The following is a 23,659-nucleotide window of genomic DNA, read 5'->3' as shown; positions in this document are numbered from 1 at the left end:
AACGGCGTCGGCACGATCAGTTCCGCGCTTAACAATGCCATGGCGTTACCGCCCACCGCATCGCTGGATCTGTCCAGCGGGCAGTCGTTGTTGGACTTGGCGCCGGCCGCGCAATCGAAATAAATGGCTTTCGGCCCGATGGTGTTGGAGCGGAAACCACGCACCGTGCTGGAACCGCCGGCGAAGAAGTTATCGTAGAACGGCACTTGCTTGCCGCTCAGGCCGTCGGCATAACCGGCGCGTCCGCGGCCCATCAGCACCCAGTTGCCGGACTCGGACAGCGGCAGGTAGCTGGTGGTGTCGAAGGTCAATTTGTAATATTCGTTATCGGAACCCGGGACGGTAACCTTGCCGCTCAGGCTGGCGGTGGTGCCGGACGTCGGGAAGTACCCGCGGTCCAGGTTGTTGTAACTCCAGCCGGTGGTAAAGAAGAAGTCATCGGTGCTGAAATCGGCGTCGCTGGTTTCATTTTCCCCCGTCACCACCTTCGGGAAAATGCCGTTGGCATTCAAATAGCGCCACATGGCAATCTGGGGTTGCATGTTCGACAAGTCATTGTGGACATAATCAACACCCAGGTTCAGTGAATTGGTTTCACTGATGGGGAAGCCCAGCGTGGAGCCGATACCGTAACTCTTGTTGGTATAATCCGACAGATCGGCGTCATCCGCCTTGAAGTCGTTATAGAAAATGCGGCCCCCCAGGCTCACACCGTCAACGGTGAAGAAGGGGTCGGTAAGAGAGAGTTCGGCATAGGTCTGGAAATCGTTCTTGGTCCCGTTGATACCCACCGAGTTGCCGGTACCCAGCCAGTTGTCCTGCTGGATGCCGAACTGGAAGCTGACGCCGCTCTCGGTGCCGAAACCGATGCCGAAGTTAATGCTGCCGGTATTACGCTCTTTAACCTTGTAAACAACGTCCACCTGATCGCTGGTGCCGGGAACGCGCTGGGTATCGGCATCGACGGTTTCAAAATAGCCGAGCCGGTTCAGACGCTCCTTGCCCTGATCCACCAAATCGCTGCCCAGCCAGGCGCCTTCCATCTGGCGCATCTGGCGGCGCAGAACTTCGTCTTTGGTAATGTCGTTGCCTTCGAACCGCACGCGCCGGACGTAGAAACGGTTGCCCGCATCAACGTTGATATGGAGTTTGACGGTCTTGGCGGCATCGTCGATCTCGGGCTGCGTCACCACGCGGGGGTAAGCGTAACCATAACGCCCCAGCAGCTGCTTGATGTCGTTTTCCATCTTGGTGACCTTGGCGCCGCTGTACAAATCCCCCGGTTTAACCTGGGACAAGGCGTCGATTTCCGAGGAGTGGCCGGCCAGATTCCCGTTCACCACCGTACCGGACAGCTGGTACTGCGCGCCCTCGGTGATATTCAGAGTGATGTAGATGCCTTTTTTATCCGGCGTCAGGCTGACCTGGGTAGAATCGATATTAAAGCGCGCATAACCGCGATCGAGGTAGAAACTGCGCAGTGTCTCCAGGTCGCCCGCCAGTTTTTGCTTCTGGTATTTGCGGTCCCCCACCACGTTCCACCACGGCACTTCGTCCCGCAGTTGAAACCGGGAGACCAGTTCATCGGTGGTGAAGGCATGGTTGCCGACAATATTGATCTGCTGGATTTGCGCTGAAAGGCCTTCGGTGAAGACCAGTTTCAAATCGACCCGGTTGCGCGGCAGCGGCGTCACCACGGCTTTCACCGTCGCGCTGTATTTACCGGCGCTGTAGTAGAAATCCTCAAGCCCCTTCTCGATATTGGAGATGGTGGTGCGATCCAGCGCTTCGCCGACGCGGACGCCGGATGCTTCAAGATTCTCCTTGAGCTGATCCTCTTTCACCGCTTTATTGCCGGAGAACGTGATACTGGCAATGGTGGGGCGTTCCTTGACCTCGACGACCAGCGTATCTCCATCACGCAACACCCGGACATCCTCAAAGTTCCCGGTGGCAAATAAGGCACGGATAGTATTGCCGATATCCTCGTCAGTGGCCGTGTCGCCGACACGTACCGGCATACTGAGTAACGCCGCACCGACGGCGACCCGCTGCAGTCCTTCGAAATGAATGTCCTTCACTACGAACCCGTCTGCACCGTATACGGTGGCGCTGCTAAGAAGCAGCGACGCTATGAGCAACTTTTTCATCGCCATCGTGGTTATGCGTTCTTCCTAACATAATCCCCAGCGCTAGAGCCGGGAGAAATCATTGAAAAGAGCAAGGCCCATTAACAACACCAGCAAAATCGAACCGATGCGATAACTGAAATCCTGCACTCGTTCGGAAACCGGCCCACCCTTAAGCTTTTCTATCGCCAGGAAGAGCAAGTGACCACCATCTAACACCGGTAACGGGAACAGGTTGATGATACCCAGGTTGACGCTGATAAGCGCCAGGAACATCAGGTAGTAGATCAACCCATAGTCCGCTGACATCCCCGCGCCCTGGGCTATGGATATCGGCCCGCTCAGGTTGTTCAGCTTAACATCTCCCGTGACCAGTTTGCCCAGCATACTGACCGTCAACTTCATCAGTTGCCAGGTTTTTTCGCCAGCCTGATAAAACGCGGGAAACAGGCCGTACTGGCGTATCGTTTTGTATTCCTCGGGCAATGGCGTCACTTTCGGCACCACACCCGCGAAGCCTTCCACTTCGCCTTTACCTACCGACTTCTCATCGGGCACCAACGTCACCGGCAGGCTTTCACCCCGGCGATCGATTTCCAGCGCCAGGGGCTTGCCGGGATTATCCCGTACCTGCATGACGAAATTCTGCCAGCGGCCGACGGGCTGACCATCGACTTTAACGATCCTGTCGCCAGCTTGCAAACCGGCTTTTGCCGCCGCGGACGCGTTTTGCACTTCCGCGAGCACCGGTTCTATCTGCGGACCCCGGGGAATAATCCCCAGCGCGATGATGGGATCCTGCTTATCCGGTTCAAAATCCCACGCGCGCAGATCGAGGATTTTCCTTTCAATACGGGAAGATCCAAAAGGCGCGACGCCGACGCTGGTCTGGCTATCGCCGATCTTGCCGATAAGCTCCAGCCGCACCGAATCCCAGTCAGGCGTTTCGATACCGTCAACCGACTTTAGTTCCATGCCGGGCGAAATTTCAGCCTGGGCGACGATAGAATTTGGGGTAACCTCACCGATTACCGGACGAAAACTCGGCACGCCTATCAAAAATACCAGCCAGTAGGCAAACACCGCAAAAATGAAATTGGCAATGGGGCCGGCGCTGATGATGGCGGCGCGCTGCCAGACCTTTTTGTGGTTGAACGCCTCATGCCGGCGTTCGGGCGCGACGGTATCCACCCGCTCGTCCAGCATTTTTACATAACCCCCGAGGGGGATGGCCGCAATGACATATTCGGTGCCGCGCTTATCCCGATGACGCCACAGCGCGCGGCCGAACCCGATGGAGAAACGCTCCACCGTAACGCCACAGCGACGGGCCACCCAAAAGTGGCCGAATTCATGCACGGTAATCAATATACCCAGCGCGACGATAAATGCGGCGAGATTCCAGAGAAAGTGCAACATGATAACTCCTGGCCCCTCGATTAAATAGCTCTAAAAATCAGCAGCATTAAACAGGCGAAAACCGGCACCGCGGCGGTGAGGCTATCGATGCGATCCAAAATGCCGCCGTGGCCCGGAATCAGGTGCCCGCTGTCTTTGATGCCGGCCTCGCGTTTGAACATGCTTTCCGTTAAATCTCCCAGCACCGACGCCAGCGCCGCGATCACCGAACAGGCCAGCAGGCTGAGCGGCAGCGCGTCCAGCGGTGCGTATTTGCCGAACAGCCAGGAAATGACGGCCGAGGTCACCAGGCCGCCCGCCAGGCCTTCCCAGGTTTTGCCGGGAGAGACCTTGGGCGCCAGCTTATGCTTGCCCAGCGCGCGCCCGAAGAGGTAGGCGCCGGAGTCCGCCCCCCACACCAGCAGCATCACATACAGCAGCCACCAGGCGCCGGTAAAGTGATTTACCGAGTAGTGATACTGGCGCAGGGTGAGCATGCCCCAAAAAAAAGGCATGATGGTCAGCACCCCGAACAGCAGCCGCAGCGTGCGTGAATGGCGCCAGAACGCGCTTGAACGCGGATAGAACAGCACCAGCGCCAATGCCGCGATCCACCACGCCAGCGAGGCTCCCAGCGCGTATTTCACCATGGGGGCGGTAACGAACGGGTGGTAGTCCGGTATGGTGAACATCATCAGCGCCAGCAACAGCCCGCACAGAATGGCCAGCCAGATCCGCTGGCTGCGGGTCGCCAGGCCGGCAAGCTGCCCCCATTCCCACGCCGCCAGCATGCACACGACGAGCGTAACCAGCGCGAACCCCAGCGGAGGCAGTAAAAAAAGCGCGGCGATAACAATAGGTATCAGTATAAAGGCAGTAATCAAGCGAGACTTCAGCAAAAATCCCCCCTAGGACGCGTTGGCATCATTAGGCGTAGTTCCTCCGAAGCGCCGCTCACGTTGAGCAAAAGCATTCAGCGCACCTTCAAAAACGTCTTCGTCAAAATCCGGCCACAGCACATCGGTAAAATAGAGTTCGGCATAAGCTATCTGCCATAATAAAAAATTACTGATGCGATGTTCTCCGCCGGTGCGAATCACCAAATCCACCGGTGCGAGCTCATTGAGGCAGACATGCCGGCACAGGGCGTCCTCATCGATCTGATCGGGACGCAATATCCCTTCCTGTACTTCTTCGGCCAGTCGCTTCACGCCCTGAATAATATCCCAACGGCCGCCATAATTCGCGGCAATATTGAGGGTTAACCCATTGTTATTTTGCGTCAGGGCTTCGGATCGGCGGATACGCTCCTGTAAACGCAGGCCAAAACGGCTGGTATCGCCGATAATACGTAACCGGACGTTATGTTTATGCAGGCTTTTTACTTCGCTGTCCAATGCCCTGACGAATAATTCCATCAGCGCGGAAACCTCCTGGGTCGGCCGGTTCCAGTTCTCGCTGCTGAAGGCGTAAAGCGTTAGAGCATCGAAATGATGGCTTACGGCAAAACTGACCGCGCGACGAACTGACTTCACCCCCGCTTTATGACCGAAGATGCGTAATCTTCCCCGGCTTTTGGCCCAACGACCGTTGCCATCCATGATGATGGCCACGTGACGGGGGGTGGATGAAGACAGAATAGTAGCCTCGTGCTGATTTTCGGACGACATAACGCTTACGTGTTTCCTCAATAAGAATACAACCGTCTTTCCGGAACAGTAGGCCCCGAATGCGCAAAAAAGCCGTGTACTAACACGGCTCACTCCGGATTTCTTATGGCCAGCCATCATCCTGGAGACAATTGGCGCTGACTATATCATTTCAGCAGCGGCGGAACAAATCAGGGCGCGACCCGGGTCATGCCCGGCTCCGGCTGATTTTACTGTATAAAAGCGGCCATTTCGCGCACCGCCACGCACCTTGCCTCGGCGTCAATCGCCACGACGTCTTCCACGCTTGCCGGCTCGCTCAACACCATGCGCTCAAGCGTGGCGCGGACCAGCGGGGCAATAGCGGTAAAACGCACCCGCCCCTGTAAAAACGCCGCCACCGCCACCTCGTTGGCGGCGTTGAGCGTCGTGGTGGCCGCCTGGCCGAGTTCGCAGGCGTCGATCGCCAATTGCAGGCACGGGTAGCGCGCTTCATCGGCCCGCTCGAAGGTCAGCCCGCCGATACGGTAAAAATCAAGCGGTTCGACCCCGGTCGCCACCCGGTCGGGATAGGCCATCGCATGGGCGATGGGCGTGCGCATATCCGGCGAGCCCAGCTGCGCCAGCACGCTGCCGTCGCGGTAACGGACCATGGAATGCACCACCGACTGCGGATGCACTATCACCTCCATTTGCGCCGCCGAGGCGTTGAATAACCACCGCGCCTCGATATACTCCAGCCCTTTGTTCATCATCGTCGCCGAGTCAACGGAGATTTTGCGCCCCATCGACCAGTTGGGATGGGCGCAGGCCTGATCCGGCGTCATGGCGGCCAGTTCGGACAGCGCCGTGGTGCGAAACGGACCGCCGGAACCGGTAAGAATGATGCTCGACACGCCATGCGCCTCCAGGGAAGCGTACCCTAACCGGCGCTGAAATGGTTCGGGTAAACTCTGAAAAATCGCATTATGTTCACTATCCACCGGTAAAAGCTGCGCTTTGCTCTGGCGCACCTCGTTGATGAACAGTCGGCCGCAGGTGACCAGCGCCTCTTTATTGGCCAGCAGCACGGTTTTACCGGCGCGGATCGCCGCAAGCGTCGACGCCAGCCCGGCGGCGCCCACGATGGCGGCCATCACCATGTCCACCCCCTCAAGGGCCGCCAGTTCACAGGCGGCCTGCGGTCCCGCCATGACCTCGGTGTCGCTGCCCGCCTCGCGCAGCAGGCGTTTAAGCTCCAGCGCCGCCGTCTCATCGGCCATACAGGCATACCTGGGTCGGAAGGCCAGGCACTGTTGGGCCATGACGGCACTGTTTCGTCCGGCCACCAGGGCGCGCACGGCGAATTTTTCCGGATTTTGCTGAACAACGGCCAGTGTGCTGGTTCCAACCGAACCAGTGGAGCCGAGAATCGTCAAATTTCTCATGAGGTGCTCTGGACAACCGCGAGTTAAAAAAATTTAGAAAGCACAGTAGTCTGTAACGTTGCGCAACATTTGTCTATGGCGTTACCGACAAAAAAAAGCCGCGGCGGACAAACAATGAAATTGATTGGCCGCCGCGGCGTGATTGTCGATGCGAAACAGTACCGGCGCCCTGTCGCGCGACAGGGCGTCACTTTAGCGCCGTGCGCTTAAATTTCCATTAACTCGGCTTCTTTGTCGGCCAGCGCGCTGTCGACTTTTTTGATAAAGGCGTCGGTCAGCTTCTGGATATCGTCCTGCGAACGGCGATCCTCGTCCTCGCTGATTTCTTTATCCTTAAGCATGGCTTTGACTTTATCATTGGCGTCGCGGCGCACGTTACGCACCGATACCCTGCCCTGCTCCGCCTCGGCGCGCACCACCTTGATCAGGTCCCGGCGGCGTTCCTCGGTAAGCGCGGGCAGCGGAACGCGGATCACGCTGCCGGCTGATGAGGGATTCAGGCCCAGGTCGGACGCCATGATGGCTTTTTCCACCGCGGCGCTCAGGGAGCGGTCGAATACGGTAATGGCCAGCGTGCGTGAATCTTCAGCCACTACGTTCGCTAATTGGCGCAGCGGCGTCGACGTACCGTAGTATTCGATGTGAATGCCATCAAGCAGGCCCGGAGAGGCACGGCCGGTACGGATTTTGCCGATGTGGTTTTTGAATGCTTCTACGCATTTTTCCATGCGCAGTTCTGCATCTTTGCGGATTTCATTAATCACGTTGCGAACCCTTGAAAACTGGTTATCCGGGCGGGCTTACGCTTGCGTCAAGCCCGTGATAGTCTGACCAGCCGCAGCCGATCGTGTCTATTATTGCCGTAACATCGGCATGATACTGTAACCTAGTGGACAAAGGCTACTTGGTAATGAGCGTACCTTCCTTCTCGCCCATCACCACTCGCCGCAGCGCGCCGGGTTTGTTCATATTAAACACCCTGATGGGGATATTATGATCCCGGGCCAGGGTGAACGCCGCCAAATCCATCACTTTCAACTCCTGCTCCAGCACGTCCTGGTAGCTGAGCTGATCATACAGGGTGGCATCGGGGTTTTTCACCGGATCGGCGGAATAGACGCCGTCCACTTTGGTGGCCTTCAACACCACATCGGCTTCGATTTCAATGCCGCGCAGGCAGGCGGCGGAATCGGTGGTAAAAAAGGGATTGCCGGTACCGGCGGCGAAAATCACCACCCGGTTGTTGCGCAGCAGGCTGATAGCCTCGGCCCAGCTGTAATTATCGCATACGCCGTTAAGCGGAATGGCCGACATCAGCCTGGCGTTGACGTAGGCGCGGTGCAGCGCGTCGCGCATCGCCAGCCCGTTCATCACCGTCGCCAGCATACCCATATGGTCGCCCACCACACGATTCATGCCCGCCTGGGCCAGGCCCGCGCCGCGAAACAAATTGCCGCCGCCTATCACCACGCCGACCTGGATGCCCAGCTCGACCAGCTCCTTCACTTCCTGGGCCATGCGATCCAGGACGCTGGCGTCGATACCGAAACCTTCTGCGCCTTGCAGGGCTTCGCCGCTCAGTTTGAGCAGGATACGCTGGTATACGGGTTTTGCATTGGTTGCCATTTGGTCTTTTCCTAAGCAGCGATAACGAGATGGGCGGATCCGACTTCTGGACCGCGTTTTGCAGAGTTTGTGCGGCAAAAGTCCCCTGACTTTATTTCAGCTCATAAAAAGGAACCGCCTTGAGGCGGTTCCGGATATCTACTTTAAGACTGTTTGCTCATGGCGGCAACTTCGGCGGCGAAGTCGACTTCCGCTTTTTCGATGCCCTCGCCCACTTCAAAACGGATGAAGTCGGCAACGGCGGCTTTGTGCTCTTCGAGCAGTTGGCCGACGGTCTTGCTCGGATCCATCACGAAATGCTGGCCGGTCAGGGAGATTTCGCCGGTAAACTTGCGCATGCGGCCTTCAACCATTTTCTCGGCGATTTCACGCGGCTTGCCGGACTGCATGGCGATATCCAGCTGAATCTGGTGCTCGCGGGCCACCACGTCCGCCGGTACGTCTTCGGCATGGACATATTCAGGCTTGCTGGCGGCGATATGCATGGCGATATGCTTGACCAGTTCTTCGTCAGCGCCGGTGGCGGCCACCATGACGCCGATACGCGCGCCGTGCAGGTAAGTGCCCAGCACGTCGCCTTCCAATGCGGCTACACGGCGAATATTGATGTTTTCACCGATTTTGGCCACCATCGCGGCGCGCTGATCTTCAAATTTGGCTTTCAGCGTATCGATATCCGTGATGCGTTCGGCCAGCGCCGCGCTTATCACTTCGTCGCCGAAGGCTTTGAATCCGCCGTCTTTGGCCACGAAATCGGTTTCACAGTTCAGCTCGACGATGACGCCGTATTTGCCGTCGGCGGCGATTTTAGTCAGGATGATGCCTTCGGCGGCAACGCGGCCCGCTTTCTTGGCGGCCTTGGCCTGACCGGATTTACGCATGTTGTCGATAGCCAGCTCGATATCGCCCTGAGCTTCGACCAGCGCTTTTTTACATTCCATCATGCCTGCGCCAGTACGTTCGCGCAGTTCTTTCACCAGGGCGGCGGTAATATCAGCCATTATTTTTTCCTCGTTATCCCATGAGGGGGGATAGGTAAAAAAGAGGGCCTGAAGCCAGGCCCTCTAACCAACATAGTTAAAACTTGGTTAATAAGAGCTCAATAAAGAGCATGCCTTATTATTCAGTTTCTACAAAGCTTTCTTCGGCCTGCTCAACCAGGTCCTGAGAGCGGCCTTCGCGAACGGCGGTGGCAACGGCGGTCAGGTACAGGTTGATGGCGCGGATGGCGTCATCGTTACCCGGGATAATGAAATCCACGCCGTCCGGATCGGAGTTGGTATCAACAATAGAGAACACCGGGATGCCCAGGTTGTTCGCTTCTTTGATGGCGATGTGCTCGTGCTCGGCATCGATAACAAACAATGCGTCCGGCAGGCCGCCCATGTCCTTGATACCACCCAGGCTGTTTTCCAGCTTGGCCAGTTCGCGAGTACGCATCAGCGCCTCTTTTTTGGTCAGCTTTTCGAACGTACCGTCCTGGGACTGGGTTTCCAGATCCTTCAAACGCTTGATGGACTGACGAACCGTTTTCCAGTTGGTCAGCATCCCGCCTAACCAGCGATGATTCACGAAGAATTGATCGCAGCTGTTGGCAGCTTCTTTTACCGCTTCACTTGCCGCGCGCTTGGTGCCGACAAACAGGATTTTACCCTTGCGGGAGGCAATTTTGTTCAATTCAGCCAAGGCGTCGTTGAACATCGGTACCGTCTGCTCAAGGTTGATGATGTGTACTTTATTACGCGAACCGAAGATGAAAGGCTTCATTTTCGGGTTCCAGTAACGGGTCTGGTGGCCGAAATGTACACCCGCTTTGAGCATGTCACGCATGGAAACAGTTGCCATGATTAAACCTCTTGTTAAAGTTTGGGGTTATGCCTCCACGTGTCCCATACGACCGACCCCGCCCTACTGGCCAAGGCACCCCGGCGTATGTGCCGACACGTGTGTGTAATTACACAATTGAGTTTAGTTGATCTGAACGGCGCATAGGACCAAAATACTCTACGCCGATCGTCGGCGCGCTTTATACCATAATCCGCGCCCGGACTCCACTCTTTGTTCAGTCCAGGCACCGGCATTAAATGATAATTTGGCAGTCTTATGGCAGGACTGGTAACATTATCCTCTACTTAAGCTTAATCATAAAATCGTCGACTTTCACGCCGACTGCGGATCTCTTCATGGCCATTCCAATTAAAAATTCCGATGATATCGCCAAAATGCGCGTTGCCGGCCGGCTTGCCGCCGAAGTACTGGAAATAATCGCGCCCCACGTTGTCCCGGGCGTCAGCACCGGCGAGCTTGATCGCCTGTGCCACGAGCATATTACCGTGCATCAGCACGCCATTTCCGCCAGTCTCGGCTATCACGGTTATCCCAAGTCCGTGTGCATCTCCGTAAATGAAGTGGTGTGCCACGGCATTCCCTCGGATGAAAAAATACTCAAGGACGGCGATATCATCAATATCGACGTCACCGTTATCAAGGACGGCTTCCACGGCGATACGTCGAAAATGTTTATCGTCGGCAAGCCGACCATACTCGGCGAGCGCCTGTGCCGCATCACCAAGGAGAGCCTGTACCTGGCCATCAACATGGTGAAACCCGGCATACGCCTGCGCACGCTGGGCAAAGCCATCCAGCAGTTCGTCGAGGCGGAAAACTTTTCCGTGGTGCGCGAGTACTGCGGGCACGGCATCGGCGAGGGTTTCCACGAAGATCCGCAGGTCCTGCACTATGATGCCGACGACGGCGGCGTGGTGCTGCAGCCGGGCATGGCGTTTACCATTGAACCCATGGTCAACGCCGGCGATTACCGCATCCGCACCATGAAGGACGGCTGGACGGTGAAGACCAAGGATCGCAGCTTGTCGGCGCAATACGAACATACTATTGTGGTCACCGACAGCGGTTGTGAAATCATGACCCTGCGCAGCGACGACACCCTGCCGACGATCATTACGCACGCGGCTTGATGGTTAATCGCGCGGCACGCGCCGTCCGGCGTCCCGCGCGCTATGTATTGTCCTTCGCCGGATGGTCCGGGGCGGTGTGCCCCGCGCCCGATCCACCGGCTTTACCATGGGTTCCCTATGCCGGATAAAATCCTGCTCTACGCCAATAAGCCCGCCCCCGCCGCCGCCCTGCCGGCCAAGCCCGCCTCGCCGCTGACCTGGCCGGACGACGCCTTGAACCGCGGGTTTCTTAAAAGTCGCCTGGATGATTTCCAGGGCTGGCTGGCGGCGGCGTTTAACGCCGGGGTGCCGGCCGAGACGCTTATCGACGCGCGGGCGTTGTATATCGATCAGCTGCTGCGCCAGCTTTGGCGATTGTACGGTTTCGGCGCGGCGCCGGAAACCGCGCTGGTGGCGGTGGGCGGCTATGGCCGCGCGGAGCTGCATCCTTTATCGGATATCGACGTGCTGGTGCTGAGCCAGGAACCGCTTTCGGCCGCGCAGGCCCATGCCGTCAGCGAGCTGCTGACGCTGCTGTGGGATTTAAAGCTGGAAGTCGGCCATAGCGTGCGCACCCTGGAGCAATGCCTGCAGGAGGGGCTGGCGGACCTCACCGTCGCCACCAATTTGATCGAATCGCGGCTTATCTGCGGCGACGTGGCGTTATTCCTGAAATTGCAAAAAAGCATCTTCAGCGAGGAATTCTGGCCTTCCCGTGAATTTTTCCCGGCCAAGCTGGCGGAGCAGGAGGAACGGCACCAGCGCTACCACGGCACCAGCTACAACCTGGAGCCGGATATCAAAAGCAGTCCGGGCGGCCTAAGGGATATCCATACCCTGCTTTGGGTGGCCCATCGCCATTTCGGCGCCACGTCGCTGGACGAAATGGTCGGTTTCGGCTTCCTTACCCAGGCCGAGCGCGATGAGCTTATCGAGTGCCAGAGTTTTCTCTGGCGCATCCGTTTCGCGCTGCACCTGGTGCTGAACCGGTACGATAACCGCCTGCTGTTCGACCGTCAGCAAAGCGTGGCGCAGATCTTGCGTTACAGCGGCGAGGGCAATGTGCCGGTGGAACGGATGATGAAGGATTTCTTTCGCGTCACCCGCCGCATTGGCGAACTGAACCAAATGCTGCTGCAATTATTCGATGAAGCCATCCTGGCCCTGGGGCCGGACGATAAGCCGCAGCCGCTGGACGCGGATTTCCAGCTGCGCGGCAGCCTTATCGACCTGCGCGACGAGACGCTGTTCGCGCGCGAGCCGGAAGCCATACTGCGTATGTTTTACCAGATGGTGGTGCATCAGAACATTACCGGCATCTATTCCGCCACGCTGCGCCAGCTGCGCTACGCCCGCCGCCATCTGGCCGAGCCGCTGTGCAACAATCCCAAGGCGCGGCAACTGTTTATGGCCATACTGCGCCATCCCGGCGCGGTGCGGCACGCCCTGCTGCCGATGCACCGCCATAGCGTGCTCTGGGCCTATATGCCGCAGTGGAGCAATATCGTCGGCCAGATGCAGTTCGATCTGTTCCATGCCTATACGGTGGATGAACATACCATTCGCGTATTGATGAAGCTTGAAAGCTTCGCCGATGAAAAGGTGCGGCCGCAGCATCCATTATGCGTCGAGCTGTTCCCGCGCCTGGCGCACCATCATCTGCTGCTGCTGGCGGCGCTGTTCCATGATATCGCCAAGGGGCGCGGCGGCGATCATTCCCGGCTGGGGGCGAAAGATGCGCTGGAGTTTGCCGAGCTGCACGGTCTGCACGCCCGCGAAGCCCAACTGGTTTCCTGGCTGGTGCGCGACCATCTGGTGATGTCGGTCACGGCGCAACGACGGGATATCCAGGATCCGGATGTGCTGCGGGAGTTTGCCGCCGAGGTGCAAACCGAAAACCGCCTGCATTACCTGCTGTGCCTGACGGTGGCCGATATCTGCGCCACCAATGAAACCCTGTGGAACAGCTGGAAACAAAGCCTGCTGCGCGAGCTGTTTTTCGCCACCGAAAAACTCCTGCGCCGCGGCATGCAAAGCGCGCCGGATATGCGCGCCAGGATCCGCCACCACCGGATGCAGGCGCTGGCGCTGCTGCGCATGGAGAACATCGACGAGGAGGCGCTGCACGCCATCTGGAATCGCTGCCGGGCGGATTATTTCCTGCGCCATTCCCCAAACCAGCTGGCCTGGCACGCCCGCCATTTGCTGCGCCACCATTCCAATGAGCCGCTGGTGCTGATTAGCCCGCAGGCCACGCGCGGCGGCACCGAAATCTTCATCTGGAACCAGGACCGTCCTTATCTGTTCGCCGCCGTCACCGGCGAGCTGGATCGGCGCAACCTTAGCGTACATGACGCGCAGATCTTTACCAACCGCGACGGCATGGCCATGGATACCTTTGTGGTGCTCGAACCGGACGGCAGTCCCCTGGCGCCGGACCGCCATCAGGTTATCGGCCAGGCGCTGCTGCAAACGCTGCAGCCCGGCAAATACCAGCATCCGCGCGTGCGCCGTCCTTCGCCCAAGCTCAGGCATTTTAATGTCGCCACTTCGGTGGTATTCCTGCCGACCCAGTCGGACCGGCGCAGCTACCTGGAACTTACGGCATTGGATCAGCCGGGCCTGCTGGCCCGCGTCAGCGAGGTGTTCGTCGATATGGGGGTGTCGCTGCACGGCGCCAGGATTTCCACCATCGGCGAGCGGGTGGAGGATTTATTTATCCTGGCGGGCAGCGATCGGCGCGCATTAAGTCCGGAAATACAGCAGGAACTGGAACGGCGCTTGACAGAGGCGCTCAATCCAAACGATAAAATATGATACAACTAGTGTGCGCGGCAGCGGCTGGCCGCGTTCATCTATTCATTCGACAAGAAACGGGACAAGACAGGATGCAGCAATTACAACAGATCGTTGAAAGCGCCTTTGAGCGCCGCGCGGACATCACGCCGGCCACGGCCGACAGCGTCACCCTCGAGGCCGTCCGGCAGGTTATCAGCCAATTGGACAGCGGCGCGCTGCGGGTGGCGGAAAAAATCAACGGTGAATGGGTCACCCATCAATGGCTGAAAAAAGCGGTATTGCTGTCATTTCGTATCAGCGACAATCAGGTGATGGAAGGGGCGGAAACCCGCTACTTCGATAAAGTGCCGATGAAATTCGCCCAGTATGACGCCGCCCGTTTCCAACGCGAGGGTTTTCGCGTCGTGCCGCCCGCCAGCGTGCGCCAGGGCGCGTTTATCGCCCGCAATACCGTGCTGATGCCGTCGTATGTGAATATAGGCGCCTACGTCGATGAAGGCACCATGGTCGATACCTGGGCAACGGTCGGATCATGCGCGCAAATCGGCAAGAATGTTCACTTGTCCGGCGGCGTTGGCATCGGCGGCGTGCTGGAGCCTTTACAGGCCAATCCCACCATTATCGAGGATAACTGTTTTATCGGCGCCCGCTCGGAAGTGGTGGAGGGGGTGATTGTCGAGGAAGGGTCGGTTATCTCCATGGGCGTGTTTATCGGCCAGAGCACTAAAATTTACGATCGTGAAACCGGTGAGATTCATTACGGCCGCGTACCGGCCGGTTCGGTGGTGGTTTCCGGCAATTTGCCGTCGAAAGACGGGAGCTATGGTTTGTATTGCGCGGTTATCGTCAAGAAAGTGGACGCGAAAACCCGCGGCAAGGTCGGTATTAATGAGCTGCTGCGTACGATAGACTGATATCTTTAGTGGCGAAAGCGTCAACCGCCCGGATATTTGGCTGTAATCTTAGCCGTTAATCACATTTTATGGCGCCTGCGGGCGTCATAATCATTCCGGAACCCCGGCAACATATACCAGAGGTAGCGCTATGTACGACAATCTTAAAAGCCTTGGCGTTAATCATCCGGACGATATCGACCGATACAGCCTGCGTCAGGAAGCCAATAACGATATTTTGAAAATTTATTTTCGGCGGGATAAAGGCGAATTTTTTGCCAAGAGCGTTAAATTTAAATATCCGCGGCAGCGTAAAACCGTGGTTTCAGATAACGTCGCCGAGGGCTATCGCGAGATCAATGAAATCAGCCCCAATCTGCGTTATGTGATTGACGAGCTGGACAAGCTTTGCCTGCGCGATCAGACCGAGGTGGATTTGAAGCATAAGATTTTGGAAGATTTGCGCCATTTGGACAGCGTGGTGTCCAATAAGATCGCCGAGATCGAAGCCGATCTGGAAAAGCTGACCCGCAATAAACCATGATCCCCCGGCACGTCCGCCCTTCAACACGTCTGCGTTGAGTTCGGCGTTGGCGGGCCTAGCATGCCATGGGGCACTCGGTCGGGCGGGAAAACCACGCCCGATTCGACCCCACCGGCACGCTCTCCCTTTAACACGTCTGCGTTGAGATCGGCGTTGGCGGGCATAGCGCGCCGGGGCTTGACGTTAACTTTTGATCAGTTCCGCCCATTTTTTGACCCAGGGGCTGGAAATCACTTCCGGTTCCGGATGCGTCAGCGCATCGATTTCCAGCAATTCCCCTACCCTGACCGCGCCCTGTTCCTGCAGCAACGCGTCAAATGTGTGCCCGGCGCCGCAGAAATTGTCATAACTGCTGTCGCCGAGGGCAATCAGCCCGTAGCGCAGCTCCGGCTGGTAGCCGACATGATCCTTTACTGCCTGGAATAACGGCGCGATGGAGTCGGGAAAATTGCCCTGTCCGGTGGTGGAGGTAACGATCAGCACATGATGTTGCCGATAATATTGCCAGGACTCCAGCGTGCCCTCGTCAAACAATTTTACCTCAAAGCCCGCTTCGGCCAGGATGGCTTGCGCTTCTTCGGCGACCAGCAAGGCATTACCGTACACCGTCCCGACAAAAATACCCACTTGGGCCATGCTTTGACTCCCTTTTATTCAGCCAGCATAGAAGATGCCATATCCTGACCCGATGCCGCGGGAAACTCAACCCTTTCATATTCAGGGATAATACCCGTCCAGCCGAACCGGACCATCAAATTTTGCCAGGCCTGATCCCAGCCGGCGTTGATTTTTAACGCTTTACCGGTAACCGGATGGGTTAATTCCAGGCAGCTGGCGTGCAGCATTAATCGCGCGCAGTCAAACGTGCGGGCGAACCCGCGATTCTGGCGCAAATCACCGTGGGTGGAGTCGCCTATCAGCGGGTGGTGCAGGTGGGACATGTGGCGGCGCAGCTGGTGTTTGCGGCCGGTTTGCGGCGTCAGTTCCATCAGGCTGTAGCGGGAGGTGGGGTAGCGGCCGATAGCCACCGGCATTTCCACCCGCGCCAGCGCCCGGTAATGGCTTACCGCCGGCTGCGGCGCTTTGTCCGGCTGGGCGAATTTGTCGGCTATCTTGTCCAGTTCCTGAGTCAGGGCATAATCGACCACGCCCTCGCCTTCCATATATCCACGCGCCACCGCATGGTAGGTTTTCCCGACCCGGTGCTGTTCAAACTGTTCGGATAAACTGCGCGCCACCTCACTTGACAGCGCCAGCAACAGCACGCCGGAAGTAGGCCGATCCAGGCGATGGACGGTAAAGACGTGCTGTCCCAGCATATCGCGCACCGTTTGCATCACCACCACCTTTTCCCGGCGGTCCAGCCAACTGCGGTGCACCAGCCAGCCCGCCGGCTTGTTCACCGCCACTATATATTCGTCCTGGTAACATATCTCAATCATGCTGGATTATCGGCGCCTGCGGGTGGGGATCCTGGGGGGGATCGATATTAAGTAAGTCGTCGAGCCGCTGTAATTGGGTCAGCAAAGCGGCGGCGTGCGGAAACGCTTCCTCGAAATAAGCCGTGATGGCAAAGCGTCGCGGCAATGCCGCCTGCTGGTCCAGCAGGGCGTGCATGCGCGGCAGCAGCATCCATTGCAGCCATTCTTCGGGGCGCATGGTATCGATACAGAAGGGCTCCTGGCTGTCAAATGCCTCACGCGCCGGCGGCAGCGGCTGCCACATTGACAATGAACGCATCGCCTGCTCAATGGCAAACAGCCGCTGGCGGACCTGTTGGTGTAATTCCATCGTATGCTCCACGCTGGGGCCTGCTGAGCCGGGTGTGACAAAACGGCAAAGCATAGCACTTAACCTTGTCTGGTACTAATTATGACATAGGAAGTTAGCCTGATAATTACAACTGATGGCATCGGCGGCCGTCTGTAACCCTGCTTGGAATAGCCCGTTATTATCACATCCAGCTTCATCACAAATATTATTTATGGGTATAAAAATATGATTATCACAATAATCAGCGGATTAGATTGCCGTATTCATATTTTCCCCAAGCGAAGGTCATTCCAATAGGGTATTTTATAGAAAAAAATTAGCTTGCTGATGCGTTATTGATGCCGGCTGGTAAATGGAAATTATTAGATATCTACTAAATTTAATTATATATATTAATATCTTTTTGATCGGCAGGGGAACGTCCGGGGCGGCGCGCCAAAGAAAAGGGGGTACTGTATCGCTACAGTACCCCCGGTTCGTTTATAGCAATCCCGCTATTGTTGTGCTCCCTGCATTCATCCATGATAAGCGTTATACTCACGATAACCCGGCAACACTCCTTGTCGGCAATCCCCGTCCTTGAAAGCCGCCTACGTTGTCTAACGTATTTCCTTCAGGCATTCCCGCCCCGCTGGTACTCCCTGACCCGCTCACATTCTCCATCCTGGAGGTGTCCTCATCATCATCCTGAATCGTCCGGGCCTCATCATGAGGCCATCCTTGTTACAGCTCATCCTGAACCCTTCCCTATCGGATGGAACAGGACCAACAGCCTTAGCCGCGTTCTGAACCGAATGATAAGATCGCTTAATCTTAGTGCTTATACAAGACAGTTACTGCTTATAGTAAATATTGTTTACGGCCACACTGTTAATTATGCTAATTAATTCGTTGATAAATTTAGTTAAATTGAGATTATTAGCCTAAAAAAAACTTAAATTAATAGCATTATCCTACAAGAAATGTAAGAGATCTCTCACAAGCCCTTCTACAAAATCGCCTGTTTTTTTCATGTAACGCAGGGGACGAGCCGGGATAAAAAATCCTGAAGCGTGGGCGCCAGCACGGTATTTTTTTTGCGCCCCACCTCTTCGAGCAGCACTTCGCCGGTCAGATTGGATACAGAGACCAGGCTCAGTTCGGAGTCGGTGGTGGCGATAAACACGGTGGGCGCGATCTTCAGCCGTTTTTGCATCAGCAGGTGACCGATAAGGTTTTCCTGAATGCGCACCCCGTCCGCCTCGCTCCAGACCTGGAGCAGCTCAAGGGATTGTCCCTGGTGGGACACGGTCATATCGCCGGCGAGCTGGGTGCAATAAAATGCCCAGGCTTCCGGGCGCAGCCGCATCTCCATCGCCCGCTCGACGCCCGCGAGCGTCAATGCCTCCTGCGGCTGGCGCGGCTGCCAGAATACCCGGCTGTCGTCCTCGCTTACCACGCAGGGCGAAGGAACGCCATACAGCGCCCGGCTGGCCGGAGGATTGCCGGTAAGGGACTGCCAGTGATGCAGATAACGGCGGGTAAAATCCTGTAATGACTGTGACACTTGGTAATCCATATTCTCTCTCATCTTACGACTCTCTAGGTTACACTTGGCGCATTGCAATACGGAGCATATAGGTTGAAACATTATGTCCTTGAACGACGATCGACACACCCTGGACTATTTAACGCTGGGTAAACCCACCGCCTACCGCGATCGGTATGACGCCGCGCTGCTGCAGGGGGTACCGCGCGCGCTCAACCGCGATCCGCTGGGCATCCGGCCCGACCGGGACACGGGGGCGCTGCCGTTTCACGGCGCCGATATCTGGACGCTGTATGAGCTGTCGTGGCTCAATGAAAAGGGCCTGCCCCAGGTTGCGTTGGGCCAGGTCAGCCTTGACGCGCAAAGCCTTAACCTGATTGAATCCAAGAGCTTTAAGCTCTATCTTAACAGCTTCAACCAAACCCGGTTTGCCGACTGGGCCACGGTGCGTGAAATTTTACTGCGCGACCTCGCCCGGTGCGCCGCGGGCGAGGTGGACGTCGCGCTGTTCAGGCTTGGCGAGCTGACGCATCAGCCGATTGCTGATTTTGACGGCGAGTGCATTGACGATCAGGACATCATCATCGATGAATATGGTTTTAACGCCGATTGGCTGGCGAATGCCGTCGGCGACACGCCCGCGGTCAGCGAAACCCTGGTCAGCCATGTGCTGAAATCCAATTGTCTGATTACCCACCAGCCCGACTGGGGTTCCGTGCAAATCAGCTATCGGGGCCCGCGTATCGATCGCGAAGCCCTGTTGCGTTATCTGGTATCGTTTCGCCAGCATAATGAATTTCACGAGCAGTGCGTGGAGCGGATTTATACCGACCTGATGCGTTTTTGCCGGCCTGAACGCTTATCGGTCTACGCGCGTTATACCCGGCGCGGCGGCCTGGATATCAATCCCTGGCGCAGCAATACGGATTTTATCCCGGCAAAAAATCGCCTGGCGCGGCAATAATGCGCGCACGCGCGCATCTCAGACGAATTTCTTCGCGGGCGGTTGGTAAAACCGCGGCGATATTATTATGGTTAGCTTAACTACAAAACAGCGAACCGCCCAACGGACTCATCAGTGGCCGGTTCGACTGTTTGTTTGCGTTTTGTGCCGAGTCGCACACAAGGAGTTATATTGATTACGCATATCAGCCCCCTTGGCTCGATGGATCTATTGTCACAACTTGAAGTCGATATGCTCAAGCGTACCGCCAGCAGTGATTTGTACCGGCTGTTTCGCAATTGTTCGCTGGCCGTGCTTAACTCCGGCAGCCAGACCGACAGCAGCAAGGAACTGCTGGCCCGTTACCAGGATTTCGATATCAACGTGCTGCGCCGCGAGCGCGGCGTCAAGCTTGAACTGGTCAATCCCCCGGAGGAAGCCTTTGTCGACGGCCGGATTATCCGCTCGCTGCAGGCAAACCTGTTCGCGGTGCTGCGCGATATCCTGTTCGTCAACGGCCAGATTGTCAGCGCCGGCCACCACCAGCACCTGAACCTGGAAAATTCCGTCCATATCACCAACCTGGTATTTTCCATTATGCGCAACGCCCGCGGCCTGCATGTGGGCGAAGCGCCGAACATGATCGTGTGCTGGGGCGGACATTCCATCAATGAAACCGAATACCTGTATGCGCGCAATGTCGGCAGCCAGCTGGGACTGCGCGAACTGAACATCTGCACCGGCTGCGGTCCGGGCGCCATGGAGGCGCCCATGAAAGGCGCGGCGGTGGGACATGCCCAGCAGCGCTACAAGGATGGGCGTTTCATCGGCATGACCGAGCCGTCGATTATCGCCGCCGAGCCGCCGAACCCGCTGGTCAACGAGCTTATCATCATGCCGGACATCGAAAAACGCCTCGAGGCCTTCGTGCGCATCGGCCATGGGATTATCATCTTCCCCGGCGGCGTGGGCACCGCCGAAGAGCTGCTTTACCTGCTGGGCATCATGATGAACCCGGAGAATAAACATCAGGTGCTGCCGCTTATCCTGACCGGTCCCGGCATCAGCGCCGATTATTTCCGGGTACTGGACGAGTTTATTGTCAGCACCCTGGGCGAGCAGGCGCGCAGGTTTTACACCATTATTATCGACGACGCCGCAGAAGTGGCCAGGCGCATGAAAAAAGCGATGCCTGAAGTGAAGGAAAACCGCCGCAATACCGGCGATGCCTATAGCTTTAACTGGTCGCTGCGCATCGCGCCTGACCTGCAGCACCCGTTCGACCCGACCCATGAAAACATGGCTAACCTGAACCTGCACCGCGACCAGCCGGCCGAACAGCTGGCCTCCGCGCTGCGCCGGGCCTTTTCCGGCATCGTGTCCGGCAACGTCAAGGAGACCGGCATCAGGCTTATCGAGCAGTACGGCCCCTACAAGCTGCACGGCGATCCGGCTATCATGAAACGCATGGACGCCTTGTTGCAGGGATTTGTCGCCCAGCACCGGATGAAGCTGCCCGGCAGCGCCTATATCCCCTGCTACGAGATTTGTATTTAATCCCGCGTCCTCGCGGCCCGGCCCGGGCGGCACTGCGGTTACCGGCCCGGCTTAACGCCGCGCCGGTTAATTATCAGGACGGTAAGCCATGTCGGTCCACTTATTGATTGTCGATGCATTAAACCTGATTCGCCGCATTCACGCGGTGCAGGGCGCGTCCTGCGCGTCGGCCTGCCTGCACGCCCTCCAGCAGCTCATCCTGCATAGCGAACCCACGCACGCGGTGGCGGTGTTCGATGACGAGGAGCGGCATGGTAGCTGGCGCCACCAGCGGCTGCCCGGCTATAAGGGCGGCCGCACGCCGATGCCCGATGATTTACGGTTATTGCTGCCGGAGATTAAACAGTTTTTTTCCCGCGCGGGAGTGCCCAGTTGGCAGGCGGCGGGTTTTGAAGCGGATGATATTGCCGCCACGCTTGCGTGTAAAGTGGCCGCTGCCGGCCACCGCGTGACGCTGGTTTCCACCGACAAGGGGTATTGCCAGCTGCTGTCGCCGTCGATTCAGATCCGTGATTATTTTCAAAAACGCTGGCTGGATATGCCGTTTGTGGCCCAGACCTTTGGCGTACAGCCCGAACAGTTGACCGATTATTGGGGACTGGCCGGCATCAGCGGCAGCAAGATCCCGGGGGTGACCGGCATCGGTCCGAAAACCGCCGCCCAGCTAATCGGCCAGGCCGGATCGCTGGCCAGGTTGTACCAGCAGTTGGATCAGCTGGGCGGCAAGTGGCGCCTCAGGCTGGAGCAGCAGCGGGAAATGGCGTTTATCTGCCAGCAGGTGGCGACGCTTGATACCGGTATTCACCTGGAAGGCAATTTGCAGCAGTTAAGGTTGGGCGGTCATTCGTCATAAGCGCCGGCAGGGGTTTTAATATAAAATACCGTATTCGCGGGGCGTTTTCCCCGGCCCCGCGCCATGCGGTTATCAGCGTTCGTCCCGCCGCCCCGGCACCGCGCTCCAAAACCTGCGGATGTGCACCGTCACCTCTTCTCGATCGTGATAAAGCTGCTTGGCGTGTACCTCGGAATGAATATCATTTTCCTTCAGGGTATCGCGCAGCAGCGCCAGGTTCTGGCTGACTTCCTCATAACGCTTTTTCATCGGCAGCTTGAGGTTGATGATGGCCTCGCGGCACCAGCCCTTGACCAGCCAGTCGGCGGCCAGCTGCGCCACCCGCGCCGGTTTTTCCACCATATCGCAAACCAGCCAGTAAACGTTGTTGCGCGGCGGCTCGAACCTGAAGCCGTCCTCGCGATGGTGGATCACCTGCCCGGTCGCCATCAGGCTCTCGGCCATGTCGCCGTTGTCCACCGCATGCACCATCATACTCCGTTGCACCAGTTGATAGGTCCAGCCGCCGGGACAGGCGCCCAAATCCACCGCGTACATGCCGCTGCCCAGACGTTCATCCCATTCATCGCGCGGGATAAAGACATGAAACGCCTCTTCCAGCTTCAGCGTGGATCGGCTCGGCGCCTCGGACGGGAATTTCAGGCGCGGGATGCCCATATAAAACGGCGAATTGTTGTTACTGTAGGAATACCCCACGTAGCAGCAGCCGGGGGCGATAAAAAACACATGGATAACCGGACGAAACGGTTCTTCCCGCACGGCCAGGATTTTCTGCGCGCGCAACGCCCCGCGCAGCGGCACGGTAAATTTGCGGCAGAACTTCATCAGTTCCTTGCTTTCATTGGTGTCGGGCACTTCCACCCGCAAATCGCCGGCGCCTTTTACCGCGCCGGTCAACATGCCGATTATCGGCGCAATGCGGTCGTCCACCGGCAAATCGCGCAGCAGTTCCCCGGTGAGCAACATTTGCCGGGCAAAGATTAACTCGCGAAACGGCAGCTCGCGGATCAACCGGTCGGCCTCTTCATGCTGGTAACATTCAAAAATAACGTAGCCGCTGTTGTCCTTAACCCGCGCAAAGCCATAGATTTCCAGGGCGCCGGCTTTTTCGGTAATCTCCGAGGCACACTCTTTCTCAAATCCGGGTCGGCAATATAAAATCACTTTATTCACGGCGTTCGGCCTTTTTCTTCAGACGCAGCGCGCCAATTAACATTAACGTCCATCCCGCCACAAAGCATGCTCCGCCTATCGGCGTAACATAAACCCATAGACGCAGGTGCGACAGGGCCAGGCAATAAAGACTGCCGCTGAACAGGACAATACCGATGGCCAGCAGCGCCCCGCTCCAGTAAAACCACAGGCTGGGGTTACGCTGCATGGCAACACCCAGCGCCATAACGGCCAGGGTGTGAAATCCTTGATACTCCAGGCCGGTTTTCAGCCAGGCCAACTCCAGCTCGCCCAGCGTCTGGCTAAGAATATGGGCGCCGAATGCGCCGAGGGCGACATAAATTAGACCACTCACGGCGGCAAATACCAACATAGCGCGACTACGCATTATATTAATCCTGATTATGATG

The 23,659-nt window shown here is 57.2% G+C and carries 22 protein-coding genes; 7 read left to right on the top strand and 15 right to left on the bottom strand.

The features are described from left to right. The 9 genes from bamA to rpsB form a co-directional block, all read right to left on the bottom strand. The coding region (bamA, locus tag VGC33_RS01280; protein ID WP_331118207.1) for an outer membrane protein assembly factor BamA at positions 1 to 2,156 on the bottom strand (2,156 nt) is incomplete at its 3' end. Positions 2,157 to 2,192: 36 nt separating this feature from the next. After that, a complete protein-coding gene (gene rseP / locus VGC33_RS01275; RefSeq protein ID WP_331118205.1) occupies positions 2,193 to 3,548 on the bottom strand; it encodes a sigma E protease regulator RseP in 1,356 nt (451 codons plus the stop codon). A 20-nt stretch (positions 3,549 to 3,568) separates the two neighbouring features. Next, positions 3,569 to 4,426 (bottom strand): phosphatidate cytidylyltransferase, encoded by an 858-nt coding sequence (gene cdsA / locus VGC33_RS01270; RefSeq protein WP_331118203.1) that lies wholly within the window; start codon positions 4,424 to 4,426, stop codon positions 3,569 to 3,571. Positions 4,427 to 4,435: 9 nt separating this feature from the next. Beyond that, the gene (gene ispU / locus VGC33_RS01265) at positions 4,436 to 5,197 is read right to left on the bottom strand and encodes a (2E,6E)-farnesyl-diphosphate-specific ditrans,polycis-undecaprenyl-diphosphate synthase (RefSeq protein WP_331118201.1); all 762 of its coding nucleotides are present in this window, start codon (positions 5,195 to 5,197) and stop codon (positions 4,436 to 4,438) included. Positions 5,198 to 5,406: 209 nt separating this feature from the next. After that, complete coding sequence (gene ispC / locus VGC33_RS01260; protein WP_331118199.1) at positions 5,407 to 6,603, bottom strand: 1-deoxy-D-xylulose-5-phosphate reductoisomerase; 1,197 nt, start codon at positions 6,601 to 6,603, stop codon at positions 5,407 to 5,409. 206 nt (positions 6,604 to 6,809) lie between these two features. Then, entirely contained in the window at positions 6,810 to 7,367 is a 558-nt protein-coding gene (frr, locus tag VGC33_RS01255) for a ribosome recycling factor (protein WP_331118197.1), read from the bottom strand. A gap of 136 nt (positions 7,368 to 7,503) precedes the next feature. Continuing rightward, positions 7,504 to 8,229 (bottom strand): UMP kinase, encoded by a 726-nt coding sequence (gene pyrH, locus VGC33_RS01250; RefSeq protein ID WP_331118195.1) that lies wholly within the window; start codon positions 8,227 to 8,229, stop codon positions 7,504 to 7,506. A 143-nt stretch (positions 8,230 to 8,372) separates the two neighbouring features. After that, the gene (gene tsf / locus VGC33_RS01245) at positions 8,373 to 9,230 is read right to left on the bottom strand and encodes a translation elongation factor Ts (protein WP_331118194.1); all 858 of its coding nucleotides are present in this window, start codon (positions 9,228 to 9,230) and stop codon (positions 8,373 to 8,375) included. Between the two features lie 118 nt (positions 9,231 to 9,348). Beyond that, positions 9,349 to 10,074, bottom strand: a complete 726-nt coding sequence (rpsB, locus tag VGC33_RS01240) for a 30S ribosomal protein S2 (protein ID WP_162368260.1) — start codon at positions 10,072 to 10,074, stop codon at positions 9,349 to 9,351. 338 nt (positions 10,075 to 10,412) lie between these two features. On the opposite strand from rpsB, the gene map reads away from it, so the two are divergent. The 4 genes from map (at position 10,413) to VGC33_RS01220 (ending at position 15,422) form a co-directional block, all read left to right on the top strand. After that, complete coding sequence (gene map, locus VGC33_RS01235; RefSeq protein ID WP_331118191.1) at positions 10,413 to 11,207, top strand: type I methionyl aminopeptidase; 795 nt, start codon at positions 10,413 to 10,415, stop codon at positions 11,205 to 11,207. A gap of 117 nt (positions 11,208 to 11,324) precedes the next feature. Further along, a complete protein-coding gene (gene glnD, locus VGC33_RS01230) occupies positions 11,325 to 14,003 on the top strand; it encodes a bifunctional uridylyltransferase/uridylyl-removing protein GlnD (protein ID WP_331118189.1) in 2,679 nt (892 codons plus the stop codon). 71 nt (positions 14,004 to 14,074) lie between these two features. Next, positions 14,075 to 14,899 (top strand): 2,3,4,5-tetrahydropyridine-2,6-dicarboxylate N-succinyltransferase, encoded by an 825-nt coding sequence (gene dapD / locus VGC33_RS01225; protein ID WP_331118187.1) that lies wholly within the window; start codon positions 14,075 to 14,077, stop codon positions 14,897 to 14,899. 130 nt (positions 14,900 to 15,029) lie between these two features. Further along, positions 15,030 to 15,422: a DUF3461 family protein gene (locus tag VGC33_RS01220; RefSeq protein WP_331118185.1), complete on the top strand. Its 393-nt coding sequence runs from the start codon at positions 15,030 to 15,032 to the stop codon at positions 15,420 to 15,422. 183 nt (positions 15,423 to 15,605) lie between these two features. Here the strand turns inward: VGC33_RS01220 and VGC33_RS01215 are convergent, their stop codons facing one another. From VGC33_RS01215 to syd, 4 genes are all read right to left on the bottom strand, one after another. Then, positions 15,606 to 16,058 (bottom strand): flavodoxin, encoded by a 453-nt coding sequence (locus VGC33_RS01215; protein ID WP_331118183.1) that lies wholly within the window; start codon positions 16,056 to 16,058, stop codon positions 15,606 to 15,608. Between the two features lie 14 nt (positions 16,059 to 16,072). Beyond that, positions 16,073 to 16,864 carry a tRNA pseudouridine(65) synthase TruC gene (gene truC, locus VGC33_RS01210; RefSeq protein ID WP_331118181.1) on the bottom strand — a complete coding sequence of 264 codons (792 nt, stop codon included), beginning with the start codon at positions 16,862 to 16,864 and terminating at the stop codon, positions 16,073 to 16,075. Beyond that, complete coding sequence (locus VGC33_RS01205) at positions 16,857 to 17,213, bottom strand: YqcC family protein (protein WP_331118179.1); 357 nt, start codon at positions 17,211 to 17,213, stop codon at positions 16,857 to 16,859. Before VGC33_RS01205 ends, truC begins: the two co-directional genes overlap by 8 nt. 991 nt (positions 17,214 to 18,204) lie before the next feature. Beyond that, positions 18,205 to 18,753, bottom strand: coding sequence for a SecY-interacting protein (syd, locus tag VGC33_RS01200; protein ID WP_331118177.1), 549 nt, complete (start codon positions 18,751 to 18,753; stop codon positions 18,205 to 18,207). A 73-nt stretch (positions 18,754 to 18,826) separates the two neighbouring features. On the opposite strand from syd, the gene queF reads away from it, so the two are divergent. The 3 genes from queF to xni all read left to right on the top strand — a co-directional run bounded on the left by queF (position 18,827) and on the right by xni (position 22,076). After that, on the top strand, positions 18,827 to 19,687 hold the full coding sequence (gene queF, locus VGC33_RS01195; protein WP_331118175.1) for an NADPH-dependent 7-cyano-7-deazaguanine reductase QueF: 861 nt from the start codon (positions 18,827 to 18,829) through the stop codon (positions 19,685 to 19,687). A 171-nt stretch (positions 19,688 to 19,858) separates the two neighbouring features. Then, positions 19,859 to 21,223: a nucleotide 5'-monophosphate nucleosidase PpnN gene (ppnN, locus tag VGC33_RS01190; RefSeq protein WP_331118173.1), complete on the top strand. Its 1,365-nt coding sequence runs from the start codon at positions 19,859 to 19,861 to the stop codon at positions 21,221 to 21,223. An 88-nt stretch (positions 21,224 to 21,311) separates the two neighbouring features. Further along, entirely contained in the window at positions 21,312 to 22,076 is a 765-nt protein-coding gene (xni, locus tag VGC33_RS01185; RefSeq protein WP_331118171.1) for a flap endonuclease Xni, read from the top strand. 72 nt (positions 22,077 to 22,148) lie between these two features. Here xni and rlmM read toward each other — a convergent pair whose 3' ends face one another. Both rlmM and VGC33_RS01175 read right to left on the bottom strand, forming a co-directional pair. Beyond that, positions 22,149 to 23,249 carry a 23S rRNA (cytidine(2498)-2'-O)-methyltransferase RlmM gene (rlmM, locus tag VGC33_RS01180; RefSeq protein WP_331118169.1) on the bottom strand — a complete coding sequence of 367 codons (1,101 nt, stop codon included), beginning with the start codon at positions 23,247 to 23,249 and terminating at the stop codon, positions 22,149 to 22,151. Then, positions 23,242 to 23,637, bottom strand: a complete 396-nt coding sequence (locus VGC33_RS01175; RefSeq protein ID WP_331118167.1) for a DUF423 domain-containing protein — start codon at positions 23,635 to 23,637, stop codon at positions 23,242 to 23,244. Before VGC33_RS01175 ends, rlmM begins: the two co-directional genes overlap by 8 nt. Positions 23,638 to 23,659 lie beyond the last annotated feature (22 nt).

The organism is Acerihabitans sp. (assembly GCF_036398755.1).
Taxonomy (GTDB): Bacteria; Pseudomonadota; Gammaproteobacteria; order Enterobacterales; family Enterobacteriaceae; genus Acerihabitans.
The sequence above is the reverse complement of the archived record's forward strand: the minus strand, read 5'-3'. Positions and strand labels throughout refer to the sequence as shown.

Excerpts from the sequence above, each read along its gene's own strand:
- rseP (WP_331118205.1), bottom strand. The coding sequence starts at position 3,548 with ATGTTGCACTTTCTCTGGAATCTCGCCGCATTTATCGTCGCGCTGGGT.
- ispU (WP_331118201.1), bottom strand. The coding sequence starts at position 5,197 with ATGTCGTCCGAAAATCAGCACGAGGCTACTATTCTGTCTTCATCCACC.
- ispC (WP_331118199.1), bottom strand. The coding sequence starts at position 6,603 with ATGAGAAATTTGACGATTCTCGGCTCCACTGGTTCGGTTGGAACCAGC.
- pyrH (WP_331118195.1), bottom strand. The coding sequence starts at position 8,229 with ATGGCAACCAATGCAAAACCCGTATACCAGCGTATCCTGCTCAAACTG.
- tsf (WP_331118194.1), bottom strand. The coding sequence starts at position 9,230 with ATGGCTGATATTACCGCCGCCCTGGTGAAAGAACTGCGCGAACGTACT.
- rpsB (WP_162368260.1), bottom strand. The coding sequence starts at position 10,074 with ATGGCAACTGTTTCCATGCGTGACATGCTCAAAGCGGGTGTACATTTC.
- map (WP_331118191.1), top strand. The coding sequence starts at position 10,413 with ATGGCCATTCCAATTAAAAATTCCGATGATATCGCCAAAATGCGCGTT.
- glnD (WP_331118189.1), top strand. The coding sequence starts at position 11,325 with ATGCCGGATAAAATCCTGCTCTACGCCAATAAGCCCGCCCCCGCCGCC.
- dapD (WP_331118187.1), top strand. The coding sequence starts at position 14,075 with ATGCAGCAATTACAACAGATCGTTGAAAGCGCCTTTGAGCGCCGCGCG.
- VGC33_RS01220 (WP_331118185.1), top strand. The coding sequence starts at position 15,030 with ATGTACGACAATCTTAAAAGCCTTGGCGTTAATCATCCGGACGATATC.
- VGC33_RS01215 (WP_331118183.1), bottom strand. The coding sequence starts at position 16,058 with ATGGCCCAAGTGGGTATTTTTGTCGGGACGGTGTACGGTAATGCCTTG.
- truC (WP_331118181.1), bottom strand. The coding sequence starts at position 16,864 with ATGATTGAGATATGTTACCAGGACGAATATATAGTGGCGGTGAACAAG.
- VGC33_RS01205 (WP_331118179.1), bottom strand. The coding sequence starts at position 17,213 with ATGGAATTACACCAACAGGTCCGCCAGCGGCTGTTTGCCATTGAGCAG.
- syd (WP_331118177.1), bottom strand. The coding sequence starts at position 18,753 with ATGGATTACCAAGTGTCACAGTCATTACAGGATTTTACCCGCCGTTAT.
- queF (WP_331118175.1), top strand. The coding sequence starts at position 18,827 with ATGTCCTTGAACGACGATCGACACACCCTGGACTATTTAACGCTGGGT.
- xni (WP_331118171.1), top strand. The coding sequence starts at position 21,312 with ATGTCGGTCCACTTATTGATTGTCGATGCATTAAACCTGATTCGCCGC.
- VGC33_RS01175 (WP_331118167.1), bottom strand. The coding sequence starts at position 23,637 with ATGCGTAGTCGCGCTATGTTGGTATTTGCCGCCGTGAGTGGTCTAATT.